The 14,562-nt window shown below is 47.0% G+C and carries 13 protein-coding genes; 3 read left to right on the forward strand and 10 right to left on the reverse strand.

All coding sequences use genetic code 11. From position 1 onward, the window contains the following. Positions 1-228 precede the first annotated feature (228 nt). Positions 229-663: a hypothetical protein gene (locus ACLHG7_RS09970; protein ID WP_410210889.1), complete on the reverse strand. Its 435-nt coding sequence runs from the start codon at positions 661-663 to the stop codon at positions 229-231. 67 nt (positions 664-730) lie between these two features. Further along, positions 731-2,017: a glutamate-5-semialdehyde dehydrogenase gene (locus ACLHG7_RS09975; protein WP_410210890.1), complete on the reverse strand. Its 1,287-nt coding sequence runs from the start codon at positions 2,015-2,017 to the stop codon at positions 731-733. A 343-nt stretch (positions 2,018-2,360) separates the two neighbouring features. Between ACLHG7_RS09975 and ACLHG7_RS09980 the strand changes: the two genes are divergently transcribed. Next, entirely contained in the window at positions 2,361-3,680 is a 1,320-nt protein-coding gene (locus ACLHG7_RS09980; protein WP_410211021.1) for an alpha/beta fold hydrolase, read from the forward strand. 20 nt (positions 3,681-3,700) lie between these two features. On the opposite strand, the gene ACLHG7_RS09985 is transcribed toward ACLHG7_RS09980, so the two are convergent. Beyond that, positions 3,701-4,582 (reverse strand): class I SAM-dependent methyltransferase, encoded by an 882-nt coding sequence (locus ACLHG7_RS09985; protein WP_410210891.1) that lies wholly within the window; start codon positions 4,580-4,582, stop codon positions 3,701-3,703. An 83-nt stretch (positions 4,583-4,665) separates the two neighbouring features. Beyond that, complete coding sequence (nagZ, locus tag ACLHG7_RS09990; protein WP_410210892.1) at positions 4,666-5,694, reverse strand: beta-N-acetylhexosaminidase; 1,029 nt, start codon at positions 5,692-5,694, stop codon at positions 4,666-4,668. Between the two features lie 223 nt (positions 5,695-5,917). Here nagZ and ACLHG7_RS09995 point away from each other — a divergent pair, with 223 nt between their 5' ends. After that, positions 5,918-8,194 (forward strand): carboxy terminal-processing peptidase, encoded by a 2,277-nt coding sequence (locus tag ACLHG7_RS09995; protein WP_410210893.1) that lies wholly within the window; start codon positions 5,918-5,920, stop codon positions 8,192-8,194. A gap of 71 nt (positions 8,195-8,265) precedes the next feature. Here ACLHG7_RS09995 and ACLHG7_RS10000 read toward each other — a convergent pair whose 3' ends face one another. The 4 genes from ACLHG7_RS10000 to ACLHG7_RS10015 all read right to left on the reverse strand — a co-directional run bounded on the left by ACLHG7_RS10000 (position 8,266) and on the right by ACLHG7_RS10015 (position 11,130). Then, a complete protein-coding gene (locus tag ACLHG7_RS10000; RefSeq protein ID WP_410210894.1) occupies positions 8,266-8,499 on the reverse strand; it encodes a hypothetical protein in 234 nt (77 codons plus the stop codon). 108 nt (positions 8,500-8,607) lie between these two features. Then, complete coding sequence (creD, locus tag ACLHG7_RS10005; protein ID WP_410210895.1) at positions 8,608-10,002, reverse strand: cell envelope integrity protein CreD; 1,395 nt, start codon at positions 10,000-10,002, stop codon at positions 8,608-8,610. A 107-nt stretch (positions 10,003-10,109) separates the two neighbouring features. Further along, positions 10,110-10,538, reverse strand: coding sequence for a hypothetical protein (locus ACLHG7_RS10010; protein WP_410210896.1), 429 nt, complete (start codon positions 10,536-10,538; stop codon positions 10,110-10,112). Between the two features lie 145 nt (positions 10,539-10,683). Then, positions 10,684-11,130, reverse strand: a complete 447-nt coding sequence (locus ACLHG7_RS10015; RefSeq protein ID WP_410210897.1) for a PACE efflux transporter — start codon at positions 11,128-11,130, stop codon at positions 10,684-10,686. A 212-nt stretch (positions 11,131-11,342) separates the two neighbouring features. On the opposite strand from ACLHG7_RS10015, the gene ACLHG7_RS10020 reads away from it, so the two are divergent. Beyond that, on the forward strand, positions 11,343-12,263 hold the full coding sequence (locus ACLHG7_RS10020) for a LysR family transcriptional regulator (RefSeq protein ID WP_410210898.1): 921 nt from the start codon (positions 11,343-11,345) through the stop codon (positions 12,261-12,263). Positions 12,264-12,299: 36 nt separating this feature from the next. Here the strand turns inward: ACLHG7_RS10020 and ACLHG7_RS10025 are convergent, their stop codons facing one another. Together ACLHG7_RS10025 and ACLHG7_RS10030 are read right to left on the reverse strand one after the other, a co-directional pair. Then, positions 12,300-13,517, reverse strand: coding sequence for an NAD(P)/FAD-dependent oxidoreductase (locus ACLHG7_RS10025; RefSeq protein ID WP_410210899.1), 1,218 nt, complete (start codon positions 13,515-13,517; stop codon positions 12,300-12,302). 76 nt (positions 13,518-13,593) lie between these two features. Beyond that, the gene (locus tag ACLHG7_RS10030) at positions 13,594-14,469 is read right to left on the reverse strand and encodes a 1-aminocyclopropane-1-carboxylate deaminase/D-cysteine desulfhydrase (protein WP_410210900.1); all 876 of its coding nucleotides are present in this window, start codon (positions 14,467-14,469) and stop codon (positions 13,594-13,596) included. Positions 14,470-14,562 lie beyond the last annotated feature (93 nt).

Raw genomic sequence — 14,562 nt, forward strand, 5'->3', positions numbered from 1 at the left:
AAGTATTTCTTCATTAGAACCTACCTAATCCAACATAAGAAAAAGCGGCAAGTTCATTATTGTTGTACTGATTTCATATTTGGATGAAAAGTTCAGGAGATGCTAATTTTGTTACCATGTTCATGAGTTAAATATAGATTCGAGCTGGGGATCACGATGATCTGCTAACCAGCAACCGAAACAAGTCTTCAGTTGCTATTTTTATCATAAATGAAGCGTTTCGGAGTATTAAGCGGGTTCTTTAGTCAAGCTATTTTTATATCTTGCGTGCCAGAGATAAGTTCCTCTCATAGCATTTATATAAAAAAATAAAAAAACCAGCGTTAGGGGCAGACCGTCTATTTTACCGAGTTCTTGCCAAATTAAAATTTTAGAAAGAACAAAGTAGATAACTAGCAGCGTAGACGCAACTCTACTTTTTTTAAAAATAAAGAATGCCATTATGAGAACTAATACCGCATCTATGAAGAGTGACGGGTCTAAATAATAATGAGTACTTGGATCTGTTGAGCTTGTAAACAATCCAACGGTAGCAAAAAGACCCATTATTACAGCTGACATGATTGCCGCAATTCCGCCGTTTCTGATCGCAATTACACATGACTCTTGATCAGTAATAGCAAAACTACCCCAAAAGGATTTCTTTTTTTCACCGTCGGTCATTTTTTTCTCTTTTTATGGATAAAAAACACAGCTATTTTCGGGCATCATGACTTACAGATTCGGATGATCACACCCGAATCTGACCATCCCCAAGCACAATCCATTTCTGCGATGTCAAACCTTCAAGTCCAACAGGCCCACGCGCATGAATCTTATCGGTTGAAATGCCGATCTCGGCGCCCAAACCATACTCAAATCCATCGGCAAAACGGCTAGATGCATTGATCATGACCGAGCTTGAGTCTACTTCGTTGAGGAAACGACGGGCTTTACCGTAGTTTTCAGTCAGGATGACATCGGTATGATGTGAACCATACTTATTAATATGAGCAATGGCTTCATCTAAACCGTCAACCACTTTAATCGCAAGAATCGGTGCAAGATATTCTTCATACCAATCTTGCTCAGTCGCAGGTAGTGCATCACTCAAGATACTTCGGGTGGTTTCATCACCGCGCAATTCCACACCCTTTTCACGATACAGCGCTGCAATTTGTGGCAAGAATTCAGCCGCAACAGGCGCATCAACCAATAAGGTTTCCATGGCATTACACACGCCATAGCGATGTGTTTTTGAGTTCAGACAAATGGGTAAGGCTTTGACCAAATCCGCTTGGCGCTCAACAAACACGTGGCAGTTGCCGTCTAAATGCTTGATTACGGGCACGCGTGCTTCACGGCTGACGCGTTCGATCAATCCTTTGCCACCACGTGGAATGATCACATCGACATAATCACTCATGGTGATCAGCAGGCCGACAGCCGCGCGGTCAGCGGTATTGATCACCTGCACGCTAGACTCAGGCAAGTTTGCAATCTTGAGTCCGGCTTGAATGCTTTTGGCAATGGCTTGATTTGAGTTAAAAGCTTCTGAACCACCGCGCAGGATGATGGCATTGCCTGATTTCAGTGCCAGCGACGCTGCTTCTAAGGTCACATTAGGACGTGATTCATAGATCATGCCGACCACACCCAGTGGAACGCGCATTTTTCCAAGTTGAATACCAGAGGGGCGATAAGTCAGATCCGTGATCGCACCAATTGGGTCAACCAAGGCAATGACATCATGCAGGCCATCGAGCATGCCTTTAAAACGCGCTGGAGTCAGTTCCAGACGATCAAGTAAAGCTGCATCAAGATTGTTTGCACGACCATTTTGCATATCAATCGCATTGGCTGCGAGGATATCGGCTTGTTGATTTTGTAATTCTTGAGAGATGGCTTGCAGCGCAGCATTTTTGCTTTGCGTGGTTGCGCCAGCAAGAATGCGTGACGCCGCGCGGGCTTGCTGGCCAAGCGTCATCATCATCTGTTCGATGGTTTGGGTTGTGGCTTGGTGGACGGCCTGATTCATGACAAACACCCGCAACAAATTTGGAAAAATTGACTTTTAATTATAACAATTTTCGGGTAAAAAAACGTTTGTTTTACTTTGTATATTGAAATATCCGTGAAATCAAAAGTTTCCTTAAGATTACAGGATTGAGCAAGCAGATTGAGTTGGCGTTTGAGACGACGAAGTGTCCTTTGTCGGCATATTCAATCCGTTATAAATATGCTATTGTTTTCCAGATAAAGGATCCTGGGACAAATGGATTGTCCTTTAATGGAAAATAATGGAGAGCATAATGATGAATGCTATGACCAGTGTTCGTTTGAAGGATAGGCCAAATAATTTAGCTGGAAAGCAAAGTTTTATGGATAAAGTTGTGCAACACATTGATACTTTTCCATTTTATACAGAATACAATCGAGGCGCTCTCAAAGAAAGTCCCCGTGTACATTGGATCAATGGCTGGAAGGTTGAATTTCTTGCATTTGCAAATGAAGCTACCCGTCATTTACCGCCTGTCGTGATTTTAGGTGGCGCATTTCAAAATTTTAATTCTTATAAATACTGTGTCGAGCCATTACTTGAGACAGGCTCTGTCATTCTTGTGGATTTACCTTCTCTAGGCAGTAATGATCAGGTTCATAATCTGGTTACGGGCGAGCGCTCATTGGATTTAGACATTGGTGATCTTGCTCAAATTTTAGGGGATTGGACTAACTCTGTTCATTTAAATAAAGTCTCCATGATGGGCATGTCGCTGGGTTCAGTCATTGCTGCAAATTTTGCCGCTGCACATCCAGAAAAAATGTCGCGTTTGGTGCTGATGGGCGTGATGCAGCAAACCCGCAAAAGCTGGCGAATGCTGATTCAAGAAGCATGTGATTTATTGCATGAAAATCGCATGGTTGAGTTTGGTCAAGCCATGGTGCTGTTTTTGGTTAATCATGCCCGCATGAAAGAAACACGCATGTCTCCCACTGCGCGTAAGCTGTTTTTTCAGCAAATGTCTAACTTTGGCTTAAATGAACGGCTGCGCTACGAAATTAATGCTAATCGTTTGCTGCGCATCAAACATGTACCGAGTCCAAGCTGTCAAACCTTGGTGGCCACGGGTCAATACGATAGCTTTACCTTACCACACGAAAATGCCAAGTTCGCCTTAAGTTGCCCGCATATGCAATTTGCCCTGATCAAAAATGCCGATCATGTGCCGCAGTTGCAAAAAAGACGTGAAACTCTGGAACTCTTTACCACATTCTTACGCGGGGAACCCATTGATCAGCTCGACGGCATCATGCCGATGAGTCGTGAAGAACTCCAACAAATGGATCGTCGCGGTGAAGAGCGAGTTAAACTGGTTGATTCAACATGTCAGATGACACACCGAACCAAAGCGGATTTCAATATGACAGTCAACGTCGTGGATCTCACGTATTTTGGTTTATTGCTTGAAGCGGGCAGTGAAGCGAACGCCGCTGCAATACTCGCTGAGCCACGTGACTTATCGATCCATTTGCCGTCTGTGGATAGCGAAGGCAATGTTATCAGTGAAAGGCTTTCTATCGAATGTCTGATCTTTGAGCAAGTGGGTACGCAAGTTCGCGCGTTACTTAAGCATGGTAACTTTGAAACTTCAGATCGTTTGTCAGCGATGTTAGCCAGTCGCGCGGTCATACGCGACTAGGCTATTTTCCTCTCTGACGATTACGCTTTTGCTTCAATTACCCAAACCAAGTCCCCAAGGTGCTTGGTTTTTTGGTTTTCAGCGTCCGAGTTTTCTACGGAGTTGCTGTTTTCAAAGGCAGGTTGAAAAACTTGGATGTCTGAAAATCCAGCCTGCTTCATCGCATCGATGATCTCTACAGGCGAGATGAAGTGAAAGGCAAATGCACTCCTAGACATGATCCTCAGCAGCTTGCTGCTTTGCCAAATCAGTCTTCCCAAGCGGCGGGTGACTGGTTCAGGATAAATATCGGTCAGATAAATGCCGACTTTAAAGCGACGCAGCCCAGTCGCGAGTTGCGTCCATAAATTGTGCAGCATGTCTTTGGTAAAATAATTGACCAGCCCTTCGCTAATAATGACCAAGGGCTTGCTTTCATCAAAGGTGCTCAGAAGCTGCTGAAATCCCTCACCAAATAAATCGACGGCTTCGATGCGGGGCTGTGGGTTTTCTATCTGCATTAAGGCGCTGCGTTTGGCTGCGGCCATATCCGGTAAATCTGCTTCGACATAGATGAGGTCGGGATATTTTTGACGATAGCGCCAACCACGTGGTGAAAGTCCGGTCGCAATTTCTAGTACCTGTGCATCTGGGTACGCTGCCAGAAATCGATCCAGTTGACGATCAATTAGCTGATGTCGTTGGCGCAGTGTTGAGCGCATGCTGTCACCGATGATGAGCTCTGCCCATGATTCTAGTGGGCTGACCATCTTGGCGAGGAAGCGACCTTTGCTGCTGGCCAGTACAGGGTGTGAGATCCCCTCTTGGAACCAGATATAACCCGTGTAGTGAGCCGTAAAAGAGATATGGCGATGTGGGGATTCAGCCACAGGAGACTTCTGAGGTATGGATTGTTTTGACACGTTTTTTACCGTCCTTGGCTTAAGTCTTCATGTTGTGCTCTGCACAAACACACAAATCATGGGTGAGTGAGTATAAAGTTTTTTTAGGTTGCAAAACGCTCACGAATGGCGCGTGCTTGCATGTTTGCGATTTCCCATTCATCACCCAAGGCAATTGATCCATCGATCAGGTTCAATTTACCGAGTTTACCCCGCATTTTGGAGAGTCTTGCTTGGTCTGGCATGGGTGCATCCACCACCGCATGCAGCGCATCCAGAGCCGCCGCGCGGTCATTACACACTAGTCCCATGTCACAGCCTGCATGGAGTGCGGCAAGGATACGCGCGCCTGCACCGCCTGCCACACAAGCCGCTTGCATAGTGAGGTCGTCAGAAAACAACACACCATCAAAACCCATTTCACCCCGGACAATATCTTGCAGCCAATGCTTAGAGAAACCTGCAGGATTGGGATCGACTTGCGGGTAGATCACATGTGCGGGCATGAGAGCATCCAGTTGATCGGCGACCTCAAAGAACACGGTCATGTCTTGTGCGCGAATTTCATCAAGTGTACGGTGATCGACAGGAGCGGCCACATGAGAGTCTGCTTCGACTGAGCCATGGCCGGGAAAGTGTTTCCCTGTCGTGGCCATACCAGCACGATGCATGCCTTGCATAAACGCGCGGGATAGTTGAATGACGATATCTTTATGCGCATGAAAACCGCGATCGCCAATGACGTGACTGATGCCATTCACATCCAGCACGGGCGCAAAACTAAAATCAATCCCGACAGCCAGTACTTCACTTGCCATAAGCCAACCCGCAGTTGCCGCAGCGCTGAGTGCTTCATCGGGATCAATGTCATAGAGCTGACCCAGCATGCCCATAGCCGGCAAACGGGTGAAACCATCACGCAGACGCTGTACCCGCCCACCTTCTTGATCGACGGCGATCAGGATATCCGGGCGGACGGCACGAATACTATCGGTTAAGTCGCGAACTTGCTGTGGACTTGCCACGTTGCGACCAAATAAGATCAGACCACCGACTTGCGGTTCCTTGAGTAATTGTTGATCATCCTGTGTGAGCGTCAGCCCCGCAATATCTAACATCAGTGAGCCGATCATGGCGTTGTATCTCCAAAAACCATATACATAACGATTAAAACAATTATTATAGGGAAAGAGATACGACAATACCCGATTTTCCTACAGGTCTGCTACATTCAACAGGGATAAGTTCGTGGCAGAATTGCATTTTTAATGATTGATGTGGTAATTGATGAGCCGTTCGAATATGAACCCAGTCAAAAGCCGTTTGTTTTAACGATCAAGGACTTTGTAGATAGATATGAAACCAAAGAAAATAGAGCAAGACTTAGCGTCAAAAGCACAAGTAACACAAGGTTCTGGGGCACAGGTTAAAGCACGGTTCACCACTAAATTGCAGACTATAGTCGGTGCAATTGCTGTAGCGAGCGCTGGATTATTCTTTTCCCAAGTGTATGGAGAGGCAACAGCTTCTGCGGTTGATAAGAGTTCGGCTGCGGCTACTACGGGAGCGCCGCTGGCACCGACACGTGAGCAAAGTATCGTTACACGTCAGATGGCGATGTATATGGATACCCAGCATTATCTCAACATGCCTTTAGATGCCAGCGTTTCTCAGCGTGTGCTGGAGATGTATCTGGATAATCTAGATGGGGATCACGCTCTATTTCTCGCATCAGACATTGATGAGTTCCGCAAAAAATACGCCACGACCTTAGGCGCATCCATGAAGAAGGGGGATCTCACACCCGCCTTTGCCATTCAGAAGCGCTTCACGGAGCGATTGAAGGATTATTACCAGTATTCATTGGATCAACTGGATCAGCCGCAGAACTTAAAGCGTACTGATAGTCTGAATATCGATCGTGAGAAAGCACCGTATTTCAGCAGTAGCAAAGAGCAGCGCGCCTTTTGGCAGCAACAGTTGGTGTCTGAACTGATCTCCCTGACAATTTCGCAAGAAGAAGAAACCGCCAAGCAAGCCGCGCTGAAAGCCGATCCTAAATTGGCAGCGGGCCAAGACCTGAGCCCACCGAGTGAACTCAATCCTGTTGATACGTTAAAGAAACGCTTTAAACGTAAACTGCAGCAAATTGATCGTATTAAAAGCGACCGAGTGCTTGAGGGTCTGCTCAATGCCGCTTTAGCAACCTACGACCCACATAGCCTTTATTTTGCCCCTGTTGAAGCGATGGAAATGAATCGTCAGACAACGCTGCAACTTGAAGGGATTGGTGTGTCAATTCGTCCAGAGCGCGGCAATGATGACTATACTCGTGTAGAAACCTTGGTTGATGGTGGCCCCGCGAGTAAGTCAGGTCTAGTTAAGCCGGGTGATCGTATTGTGGGTGTTGCACAAGACGGACAACCTATGGTGGATGTGGTCGGCTGGCCGAGCAGTGAAATTGTGGGTCTGATTCGCGGTAAGCGCGGAACCAAAGTCTTACTGAAGCTGCAAGCGAAAGACGCTGCCGCTCGCACTATCACCTTAACGCGTGATGTCATTCAAGAAGAAGACTCAGGAGTGCAAGATCGTGTCGTGAATGTTCAGCGCGATGGCAAGACCTATAAAATGGGTGTGCTCGACATTCCTTCGTTCTATCTGAACTATAAAGCACGCCGCGATGGCAAGAACTATCGTAGCGTCAGTGAGGATACGCAAAAAGCCCTGATTGATTTAAACAGCAAGAAAGTCGATGGTCTTGTGGTGGATCTGCGTGGTGATCCGGGCGGTTCGTTAGAAGAAGTCGCCAACATGATCGGGCTGTTTATTAAGCAAGGTCCTGTGGTACAGATTCGTGATCGCAATGGCGCCATTACCGCCTACCGTGATGATGATGGCGGCGCTGAGTTGTATAAAGGCCCGATGATTGTATTGGTCAATCTTGCATCGGCATCGGCCAGTGAGATTTTTGCTGCGGCGATTCAAGATTATGACCGTGGTCTGGTTGTGGGAAGTACTACAACAGGTAAAGGAACTGCTCAAGTTCAGCTTGATAACTTGGCGTACGGTTTAGCAACCTTAACCCAGCGTAAGTTCTATCGTGTATCTGGTGGCAGTACGCAGAATAAAGGTGTAGTCCCTGACATTCCTTTTGTCAGTATCTACGATGAAGATTTGGGCGAGCGTAAAGCCAAGAATCCACTCAAGTGGGATACGATTCCGACTGCACCGTTTATTCCAGAAGACAACTTGAAACCGCTGGTGCCACAGTTGACGGTTGCCTCCAAGGCGCGTCAAGAGGCTGATCCTCAATACGTCTATTTGTCTAAAATCAAAGAGATCAGTAAAGCGCATAAAGATCAAAAAGTATTGTCTTTAGATCTGGATGCCCGTCGTAAAGAGGTGGATGCGATTGAGGTGCAAACGCTTGCGGCTGAGAACGAGCGCCGGAGTAAGACGGGTCTCGTGCCTTATCCAAATTGGCAGACCTATCAAATCTCACTGGATGCGCAAGCCGAAGCGCGTGCCAAGATTTCTGAAGGTAAGCGCCCACCACTCCCTGAGGAGGAAGCCTTCGTCACCGAGTCAGCTAATATTCTGCTGGATCAGGTGAAGGCTAAACAAGCCAAGTAATTTAGGCTGTGTCTTCAAACAATAAAAAACCACTCCATACGGGGTGGTTTTTTATAATGAGGCTCAGAAAATTAAGCTTCTAAAGTAATGACATCATTTAATTCACCTGATGTTGAGAAGATATAGAGTTTTCGGTCGTGTAGACCGATCAGCATGCTGCCCAAATTTAAAAATCCCTGTTTGGTCTCACGATAATACTGCAGGATGTCGGTTTTCTTGATCGGATTAGGAGCTGAGCCTAAACGACTAAATATTGAGTCAGATTGAAGTGAGTGGTTGGTCGAGGAGAGCAATGAGGTATTCATGAGGTTATCTACTCATCGTGAGGATATGTTGTGTAAAAATCGCAGCGGATCAGACTGAGGCATTTATGCGTGTGTAGAAATACCCCAGCCTACGTTGTCATCACACGCTTAGTTTTCGAGATTTGCGGGTGATGGCGATTTGATTTTTGAGGCACTATTTGAGGTACTGTTTGATGCATTGATGTCATACCAGTCGATATGACGGGTCAGGAACATCGTTGCAGCGATCAGGGTAAATACCAATAAAGCGCCTAAGATCATGGTCATTTCTTCCGTTTGGAGGATGAGATACATCGAGCCGTACATCAGGGATAGGATGGCTGTGAGGAGTAGGGTGCGTCCGATTCCTTTGAGGACGTAATAGACGTAATAACTAATCAGGAATACACAAGCGATGCTGGACCCCAGATAAGCCAGTGCAAAACCGACATGTTCGCTAAAAGACAGCAACAACAGATAAAACACGCCGAGTGCCGCCGCAACCAGTGTGTACTGCATTGGGTGGATGGGCAGTTTTTTCAGGACTTCGAATAAGAAGAAGGTTCCAAAGGTGATCAGTAAGAACAGCATCGCGTATTTAATCGAGCGATCAGACAGCGTGTAATTGTCCACGGCTTCGATCAATTTGACGGAGAAGGCGCTGTTTTCGGCATTCTTCAATGCCTCACATGCTGTGTTGTCATTGGCATTCAGGCAGGTATTCAGATGCTCGGCATTTTGATTGCTGATATAGGTGTTTTGCCAGGATGCGCTAAATTGGTTGGATTGAATTTTCTTTTGTGGCAGTGACGCGCCGTAGAAGCTGGGGTGTGCCCAGTTTGCATCCATGGTCATGGACATGTCTTTGCCGACCGGAATAATCGCCAAGCTGCTCATGCCATTTAGGCTGAAATCCAGACTAAAATCAAAATGGGGGTTCTGTGCACTGAGGACAAGGGGTACTTCGGTATAGGTCATGCCCAAGGGATTACTGCTATCGCCGGTTGGGAAGTCAAATGTGAGCTTTTGTCCACCGAGGGTCAGGATGGGTTGATTGGTGAGACCGCGTAGATCTGAAATACTCAAGCGGAGTTTGGCTTTCTCCCAATGAATGGTTTGATTTTGTTCAGGCGTAATCAGTTGCTCTGGCAGTGAAAATTTGCCTTTGACAGAAAGGTTGTCGACATAGGTAATGGCTTTATAAATCCCGCGTTTGAAATTGGTATTACTGACTTGCAGTTGGTGGTTCCATGCGGAATTTTGTGGGGTAAGGAGAATGTTGTAATCAATTAGACATTTCTTGGCGATGTCTTCTTTACAGACGATCTGTAGGGTCGTTGGAACCACGATATAGGGCGCAAGGATGGTTTGTGGATTGACGTAATCCTTACCAATGCCTTGGATGACGTCTTCATTGTACTGCTGACGCTCTCTGACCAGACTCGACAACATCGTCAGTCCGATCATAAAGAGTAAAACCAGAAACCCGATGACCACAAACTTCGAGGTTAAGAATCGAGCCATGTCGCACACTCCCACATATAAATAAGAGTGTGCAGTGTGGAAGCTTGATATGGGTTACTTGTGAAGTGAATATGAAAGGCGTGAGGAGTTTCGATGAAGTCAGTGACTTACTGGATTTTGCTATCCAGTAGCGTGCGAATATCCGATATACATGTATCCAAGTCCCATCCCAGCCATGCAGGCTCAAAGACAGAAGAGTAGTGCGCCCGATGATCACTGCTGACCAATACCCGAATCGGGCAGTCTTCTTCCATCATCCGCCAAGGAAAGATCGGTGCTTCGGCATCGAGCAAGAAGGGCAAATCACGCAGATCAATGACCATGCCTGCAAGAAACTCAGGAAAGCCAATAATCGAGAATTCATCGGCACGTCGGCGAATGTATTCCAGATCATCCCATTCTGCAGTGAGGCGTGTTTCAGGTGCGCTAAAGGCAATGACACCGATCAGATGATAGTCACGGGTGGTGTGTAGCCAAGTCTTGTAACGGACAGGCGTTTCGACTTCGAGTGTGACGGGTTCTATACGGTGGGGCATGGTGAGTATTTTCAGCGATTTGGCTCTGGAACGAAATTGTACGCGGATTACAAGGTGGGGTCAAAACCGAAGCGTGATTGGTGGGTATGCGGATATAGATAAGACCGTTAAGATCATTGATCACTTAACGGTCTGTTTGTGATGACTATGCTATCCGTGTCTTGGTCCGTTTGACGATTTTCAGCTTGGGTAAGCCAAAGATACGGTCAAAGCCCCAGTTAAAGACGAGACCATACACCAGATAAAACAGCATAAATGCGATATCCGTGATCAGCGCTTCCCACAGGCCAATGTTTAAAGTCCAAGCCAGTAGTGGCAGAGAAACAGTCATTAAACCAGCCTCAAAACCAAAGGCATGGAGAATACGCCGTTTAAGCGTACGGACTTGGCTCTTTTGGCGCGCTTCCCAGCGTTCAAAGAGTTTGTTAAACAACAGATTCCAGCCCATGGCGATCAGGGACAATAGGATTGCCAGCGCCCCAAGGTGCGCCTTGTCATCATGAAAAAATAGGGCAGCAATCATGATAAAGAGTACAACTGCAATGGATTCAAAGAGTGCAGTATGGATAATTCTACGTTTTAAGCCTTGCATGATCTTTCTCAACTTTTTAAAGCGGTCTGATCTGAAATGGATGTTTCAAATGCGATGTTTCAGATGCCTAGTTATCCGCGATAAGTTGACTTTATATCGAAATACATGATACTTAAAAGTCAATACCTTTCATTTATTTTGATAGGTTGGTGGTTTCTAATATTTAGAAATAATCTTAATGAACAGCAACACTTTGATTAGTAGGTATTTCGATGCTCGAACATGGTGTAAATCACTTTGCTGTCGGCAATGTATCCGTTGAAAGTTGGCGTGTTTTTTTATTGGTGGTCGAGCACGGCTCTTTTTCGGCGGCCGCTCGACAATTGCATAAAGTCCCTTCGGCAATTAGCATGATGATTGCCAATCTTGAAGCCGATCTGAATCTTGAGCTGTTTGATCGTAGCCGACGGGAACCGATCCCGACAGCGGCGGCACGGGCACTTCTGCCTAATGCGCGCTATGCCATCCAGCAATTGCAGCAGCTTGAGACGCATGCTTTATCCTTATCTCAAGGACTTGAGAGCACGCTGACCCTCGTTGTTGATCCTGCATTGCTGGTTGGGGACTGGATCAGTGTCCTAGGTGATTTAGCCGCAGCGCACCCTGATCTTGCGGTTGAAGTGTTGGCTGCGCAAGCCTCTGACGCGATGCAACTGCTTCACGAAGGGCGTGCACAACTGGGACTCTTACTTGAACGACCACAAATGGACAATCGTGAAGGCTTCTTTGAGATTCATAGCGAGACCTTTGTTGCTGTGATGTCACCCAAGCATTCCATCTTTGTGACTCAAGAAAGCATCAACTTTGATGATTTGATGGCGTCGCGGCAGATTGTTGTTGCAAGTTGGAATGCGGATGAGGTCGATGAACGTTTCGCGATGAGCAGTCAAATCTGGCGGACCGATAATTACACCTCGGCAGTCGGCTTGATCCAAGCTGGATTGGGCTGGGGAATGCTGCCGCGTTCGATGGTACGGTCTTATATTAACGCTGGGTCGCTGGTAGAGATTCCACTAGAGAACCTGAAAAATACCATGGTGCTTGCAGTGGATATGGTATGGTCCAAAGAGCAACCTATGGGGCTGGCCACGCGTTATATTCTGGACCGAATCGGGGCGAGCTATCAACGTTAAGTTCGCGTTAGCGAATCACTTAAAGCCCCTATCGGGTCAGACAAATTGCCCCGCAGCATGTCCAGACGCCCAAGCCCACTGAAAGTTAAACCCGCCCAAGTGTCCTGATACATCGACCACTTCGCCAATGAAATACAGGCCCGCTTGTTTCTTACTTTCCATCGTTTTGGAAGACAGCTCAGTCGTATCCACCCCGCCTAACGTAACTTCTGCGGTGCGATAGCCTTCAGTGCCCGAGGGCTTCTGCGACCAGTGTTTTAAGGCATGTGCGATATCTTCAAGGGTGCTATCAGCGAGTTGCCCCAATGCTGTTTCAGCATGAGTCGGCCAAAGCAGGGTCTGGAGTTCCAGCACCAAGCTCTTGGCAAAGCGTTCATAGAGATGGGTGCGCAGTAAGGTCTTGGGATGTTGCTGCTTGAGGCGTTTAAAGCTTTCTGCCAGTTCTACTTCGGTTTCGGTCGGGAAAATATCCATGCTGATGGCTTCACCCACTTGCCAGTAATTCGATACTTGCAGCGCAGCAGGACCACTGATGCCGCGATGGGTAAACAGGATGGCTTCATTAAACGATGCCGCATCGGTACTCATCGTACCATCGACAGCAAGTCCGGAAAGGCGTTCAGAGACAGCCTTAAATCCATCGGTAAAGGTAAAAGGCACCAGACCCGCGCGAGTGGGGAGTACATGATGCCCGAACTGCTTCGCCACATCATAACCAAAACCACTGGAACCCAAGGTTGGGATCGATAATCCACCACTGGAAACCACCAAGGATTCTGCATTGAATATACCTAGATTGGTGGTGAGTTTAAAGCGAGCCGTGGGATGGATTTTGTTGTTTTCAACAGTCTCAATCTGCTGAATCTCGCATAGGGTTTTGATCACCACATTGACCTTCTCGCACTCGGACAAGAGCATATTGAGGATGTCTTTGGCGGAGTCGTTACAGAAGAGTTGACCGTGTTTGCGCTCGTGGTAGGGAATCTTGTATTTTTCGACGAGTGCAATGAAATCCCATTGGGTATAGCGGTTCAGCGCTGAGATACAGAAGTGCGGGTTATTGGAGATAAAGTTTTCCGGCTCCACAAACAGATTGGTGAAGTTACAGCGCCCGCCACCAGACATGAGGATTTTTTTGCCCACTTTATTACTGCTATCGAGTACGAGTACACGACGCCCTCGTTTGCCTGCGTGTATCGCACACATGAGACCTGATGCACCTGCACCAATGATGATGACGTCGTAACTATTCATGGGAAACGTGTTTCTTGGGGTTAGGCGGAAAAGGCGGCATTATACGCGATTTTATCCCCAGCTTTGCAGGCTAAGTCTACTGATTGATACCGCTTAAGTTGCCTTGCAAGCCACCCGTATGAATCGCTAGTATTTTGCTGTGTGCAGGGAAGTAACAGCGTTCAATCAAGTCAAAAATCCCAAACAGCATCTTTCCTGTATAGATCGGTTCGAGCTCAATTTGAGTTTGCCTTTGAAAATCATGGATAAAAGTCAGTAGCTCAGGCGTAGTCTTGGCATAGCCTCCGAAGTGATAGTCCAAGCAAAGATCCCAATTGGTGCGGGTTGTCCACTGCTTGATCTCGTCAAACAGGAAGTCCCCCTTGAGGGCTGGGAAGCCGAGGACTTTTTGCTGGTCACCGCTTGAGTTAATGATCCCCGCTATGGTGCCACCAGTGCCCACCGCACAGCAGATCACATCGAAGTCTGCACGATCCTGTTCGGTCAATATCTCTTCGCATCCCTGTACAGCCAGTTGATTGGTTCCGCCTTCTGGAATCAGGTAGAAATCACCCATTTGTGTTCGAAGATTTTCGAGGAAATTGGTATCGGTTTTTCGGCGATAATCTGTGCGACTGACGAAATGTAGTTGCATGCCGTTGGCTAGCGCTTGGGCAAGCGTAGGATTATCGGCAATCTTATCGATGAGCTCTTCACCGCGAATGATGCCTATGGTTTGAAAGCCATATTCTTGGCCCGCTGTGGCAACAGCAGCGATGTGGTTGGAGTAGGCGCCGCCAAAGGTGAGGAGAGTAGTGTGTCCCTGTTCCCGAGCCTCAATCAGGTTGTATTTGAGTTTGCGAAATTTGTTGCCTGAAATCGTCGGGTGCAGGAGGTCTTCACGTTTGAGGTGGAGTTGGATATGGTGGGGACGGTAAATAGGGTAACTGTCGGTAGCTAGTGTTGTAAGCATGGCTATTAAATCTGATTTATAGTTCAGGCTATACGCCATGTGGAATCATCATAGATTTGATCAATCTCATAGTCTCTCATTATTCATGATTAA

Origin of the sequence: Aquirhabdus sp. (genome assembly GCF_046462495.1) — a bacterium.
Taxonomy (GTDB): domain Bacteria; phylum Pseudomonadota; class Gammaproteobacteria; order Pseudomonadales; family Moraxellaceae; genus Aquirhabdus.

Excerpts from the sequence above, each read along its gene's own strand:
- ACLHG7_RS09970 (WP_410210889.1), bottom strand. The coding sequence starts at position 663 with ATGACCGACGGTGAAAAAAAGAAATCCTTTTGGGGTAGTTTTGCTATT.
- ACLHG7_RS09975 (WP_410210890.1), bottom strand. The coding sequence starts at position 2,017 with ATGAATCAGGCCGTCCACCAAGCCACAACCCAAACCATCGAACAGATG.
- ACLHG7_RS09980 (WP_410211021.1), top strand. The coding sequence starts at position 2,361 with ATGGATAAAGTTGTGCAACACATTGATACTTTTCCATTTTATACAGAA.
- nagZ (WP_410210892.1), bottom strand. The coding sequence starts at position 5,694 with ATGATCGGCTCACTGATGTTAGATATTGCGGGGCTGACGCTCACACAG.
- ACLHG7_RS09995 (WP_410210893.1), top strand. The coding sequence starts at position 5,918 with ATGAAACCAAAGAAAATAGAGCAAGACTTAGCGTCAAAAGCACAAGTA.
- ACLHG7_RS10000 (WP_410210894.1), bottom strand. The coding sequence starts at position 8,499 with ATGAATACCTCATTGCTCTCCTCGACCAACCACTCACTTCAATCTGAC.
- creD (WP_410210895.1), bottom strand. The coding sequence starts at position 10,002 with ATGGCTCGATTCTTAACCTCGAAGTTTGTGGTCATCGGGTTTCTGGTT.
- ACLHG7_RS10010 (WP_410210896.1), bottom strand. The coding sequence starts at position 10,538 with ATGCCCCACCGTATAGAACCCGTCACACTCGAAGTCGAAACGCCTGTC.
- ACLHG7_RS10015 (WP_410210897.1), bottom strand. The coding sequence starts at position 11,130 with ATGCAAGGCTTAAAACGTAGAATTATCCATACTGCACTCTTTGAATCC.
- ACLHG7_RS10020 (WP_410210898.1), top strand. The coding sequence starts at position 11,343 with ATGCTCGAACATGGTGTAAATCACTTTGCTGTCGGCAATGTATCCGTT.
- ACLHG7_RS10025 (WP_410210899.1), bottom strand. The coding sequence starts at position 13,517 with ATGAATAGTTACGACGTCATCATCATTGGTGCAGGTGCATCAGGTCTC.
- ACLHG7_RS10030 (WP_410210900.1), bottom strand. The coding sequence starts at position 14,469 with ATGCTTACAACACTAGCTACCGACAGTTACCCTATTTACCGTCCCCAC.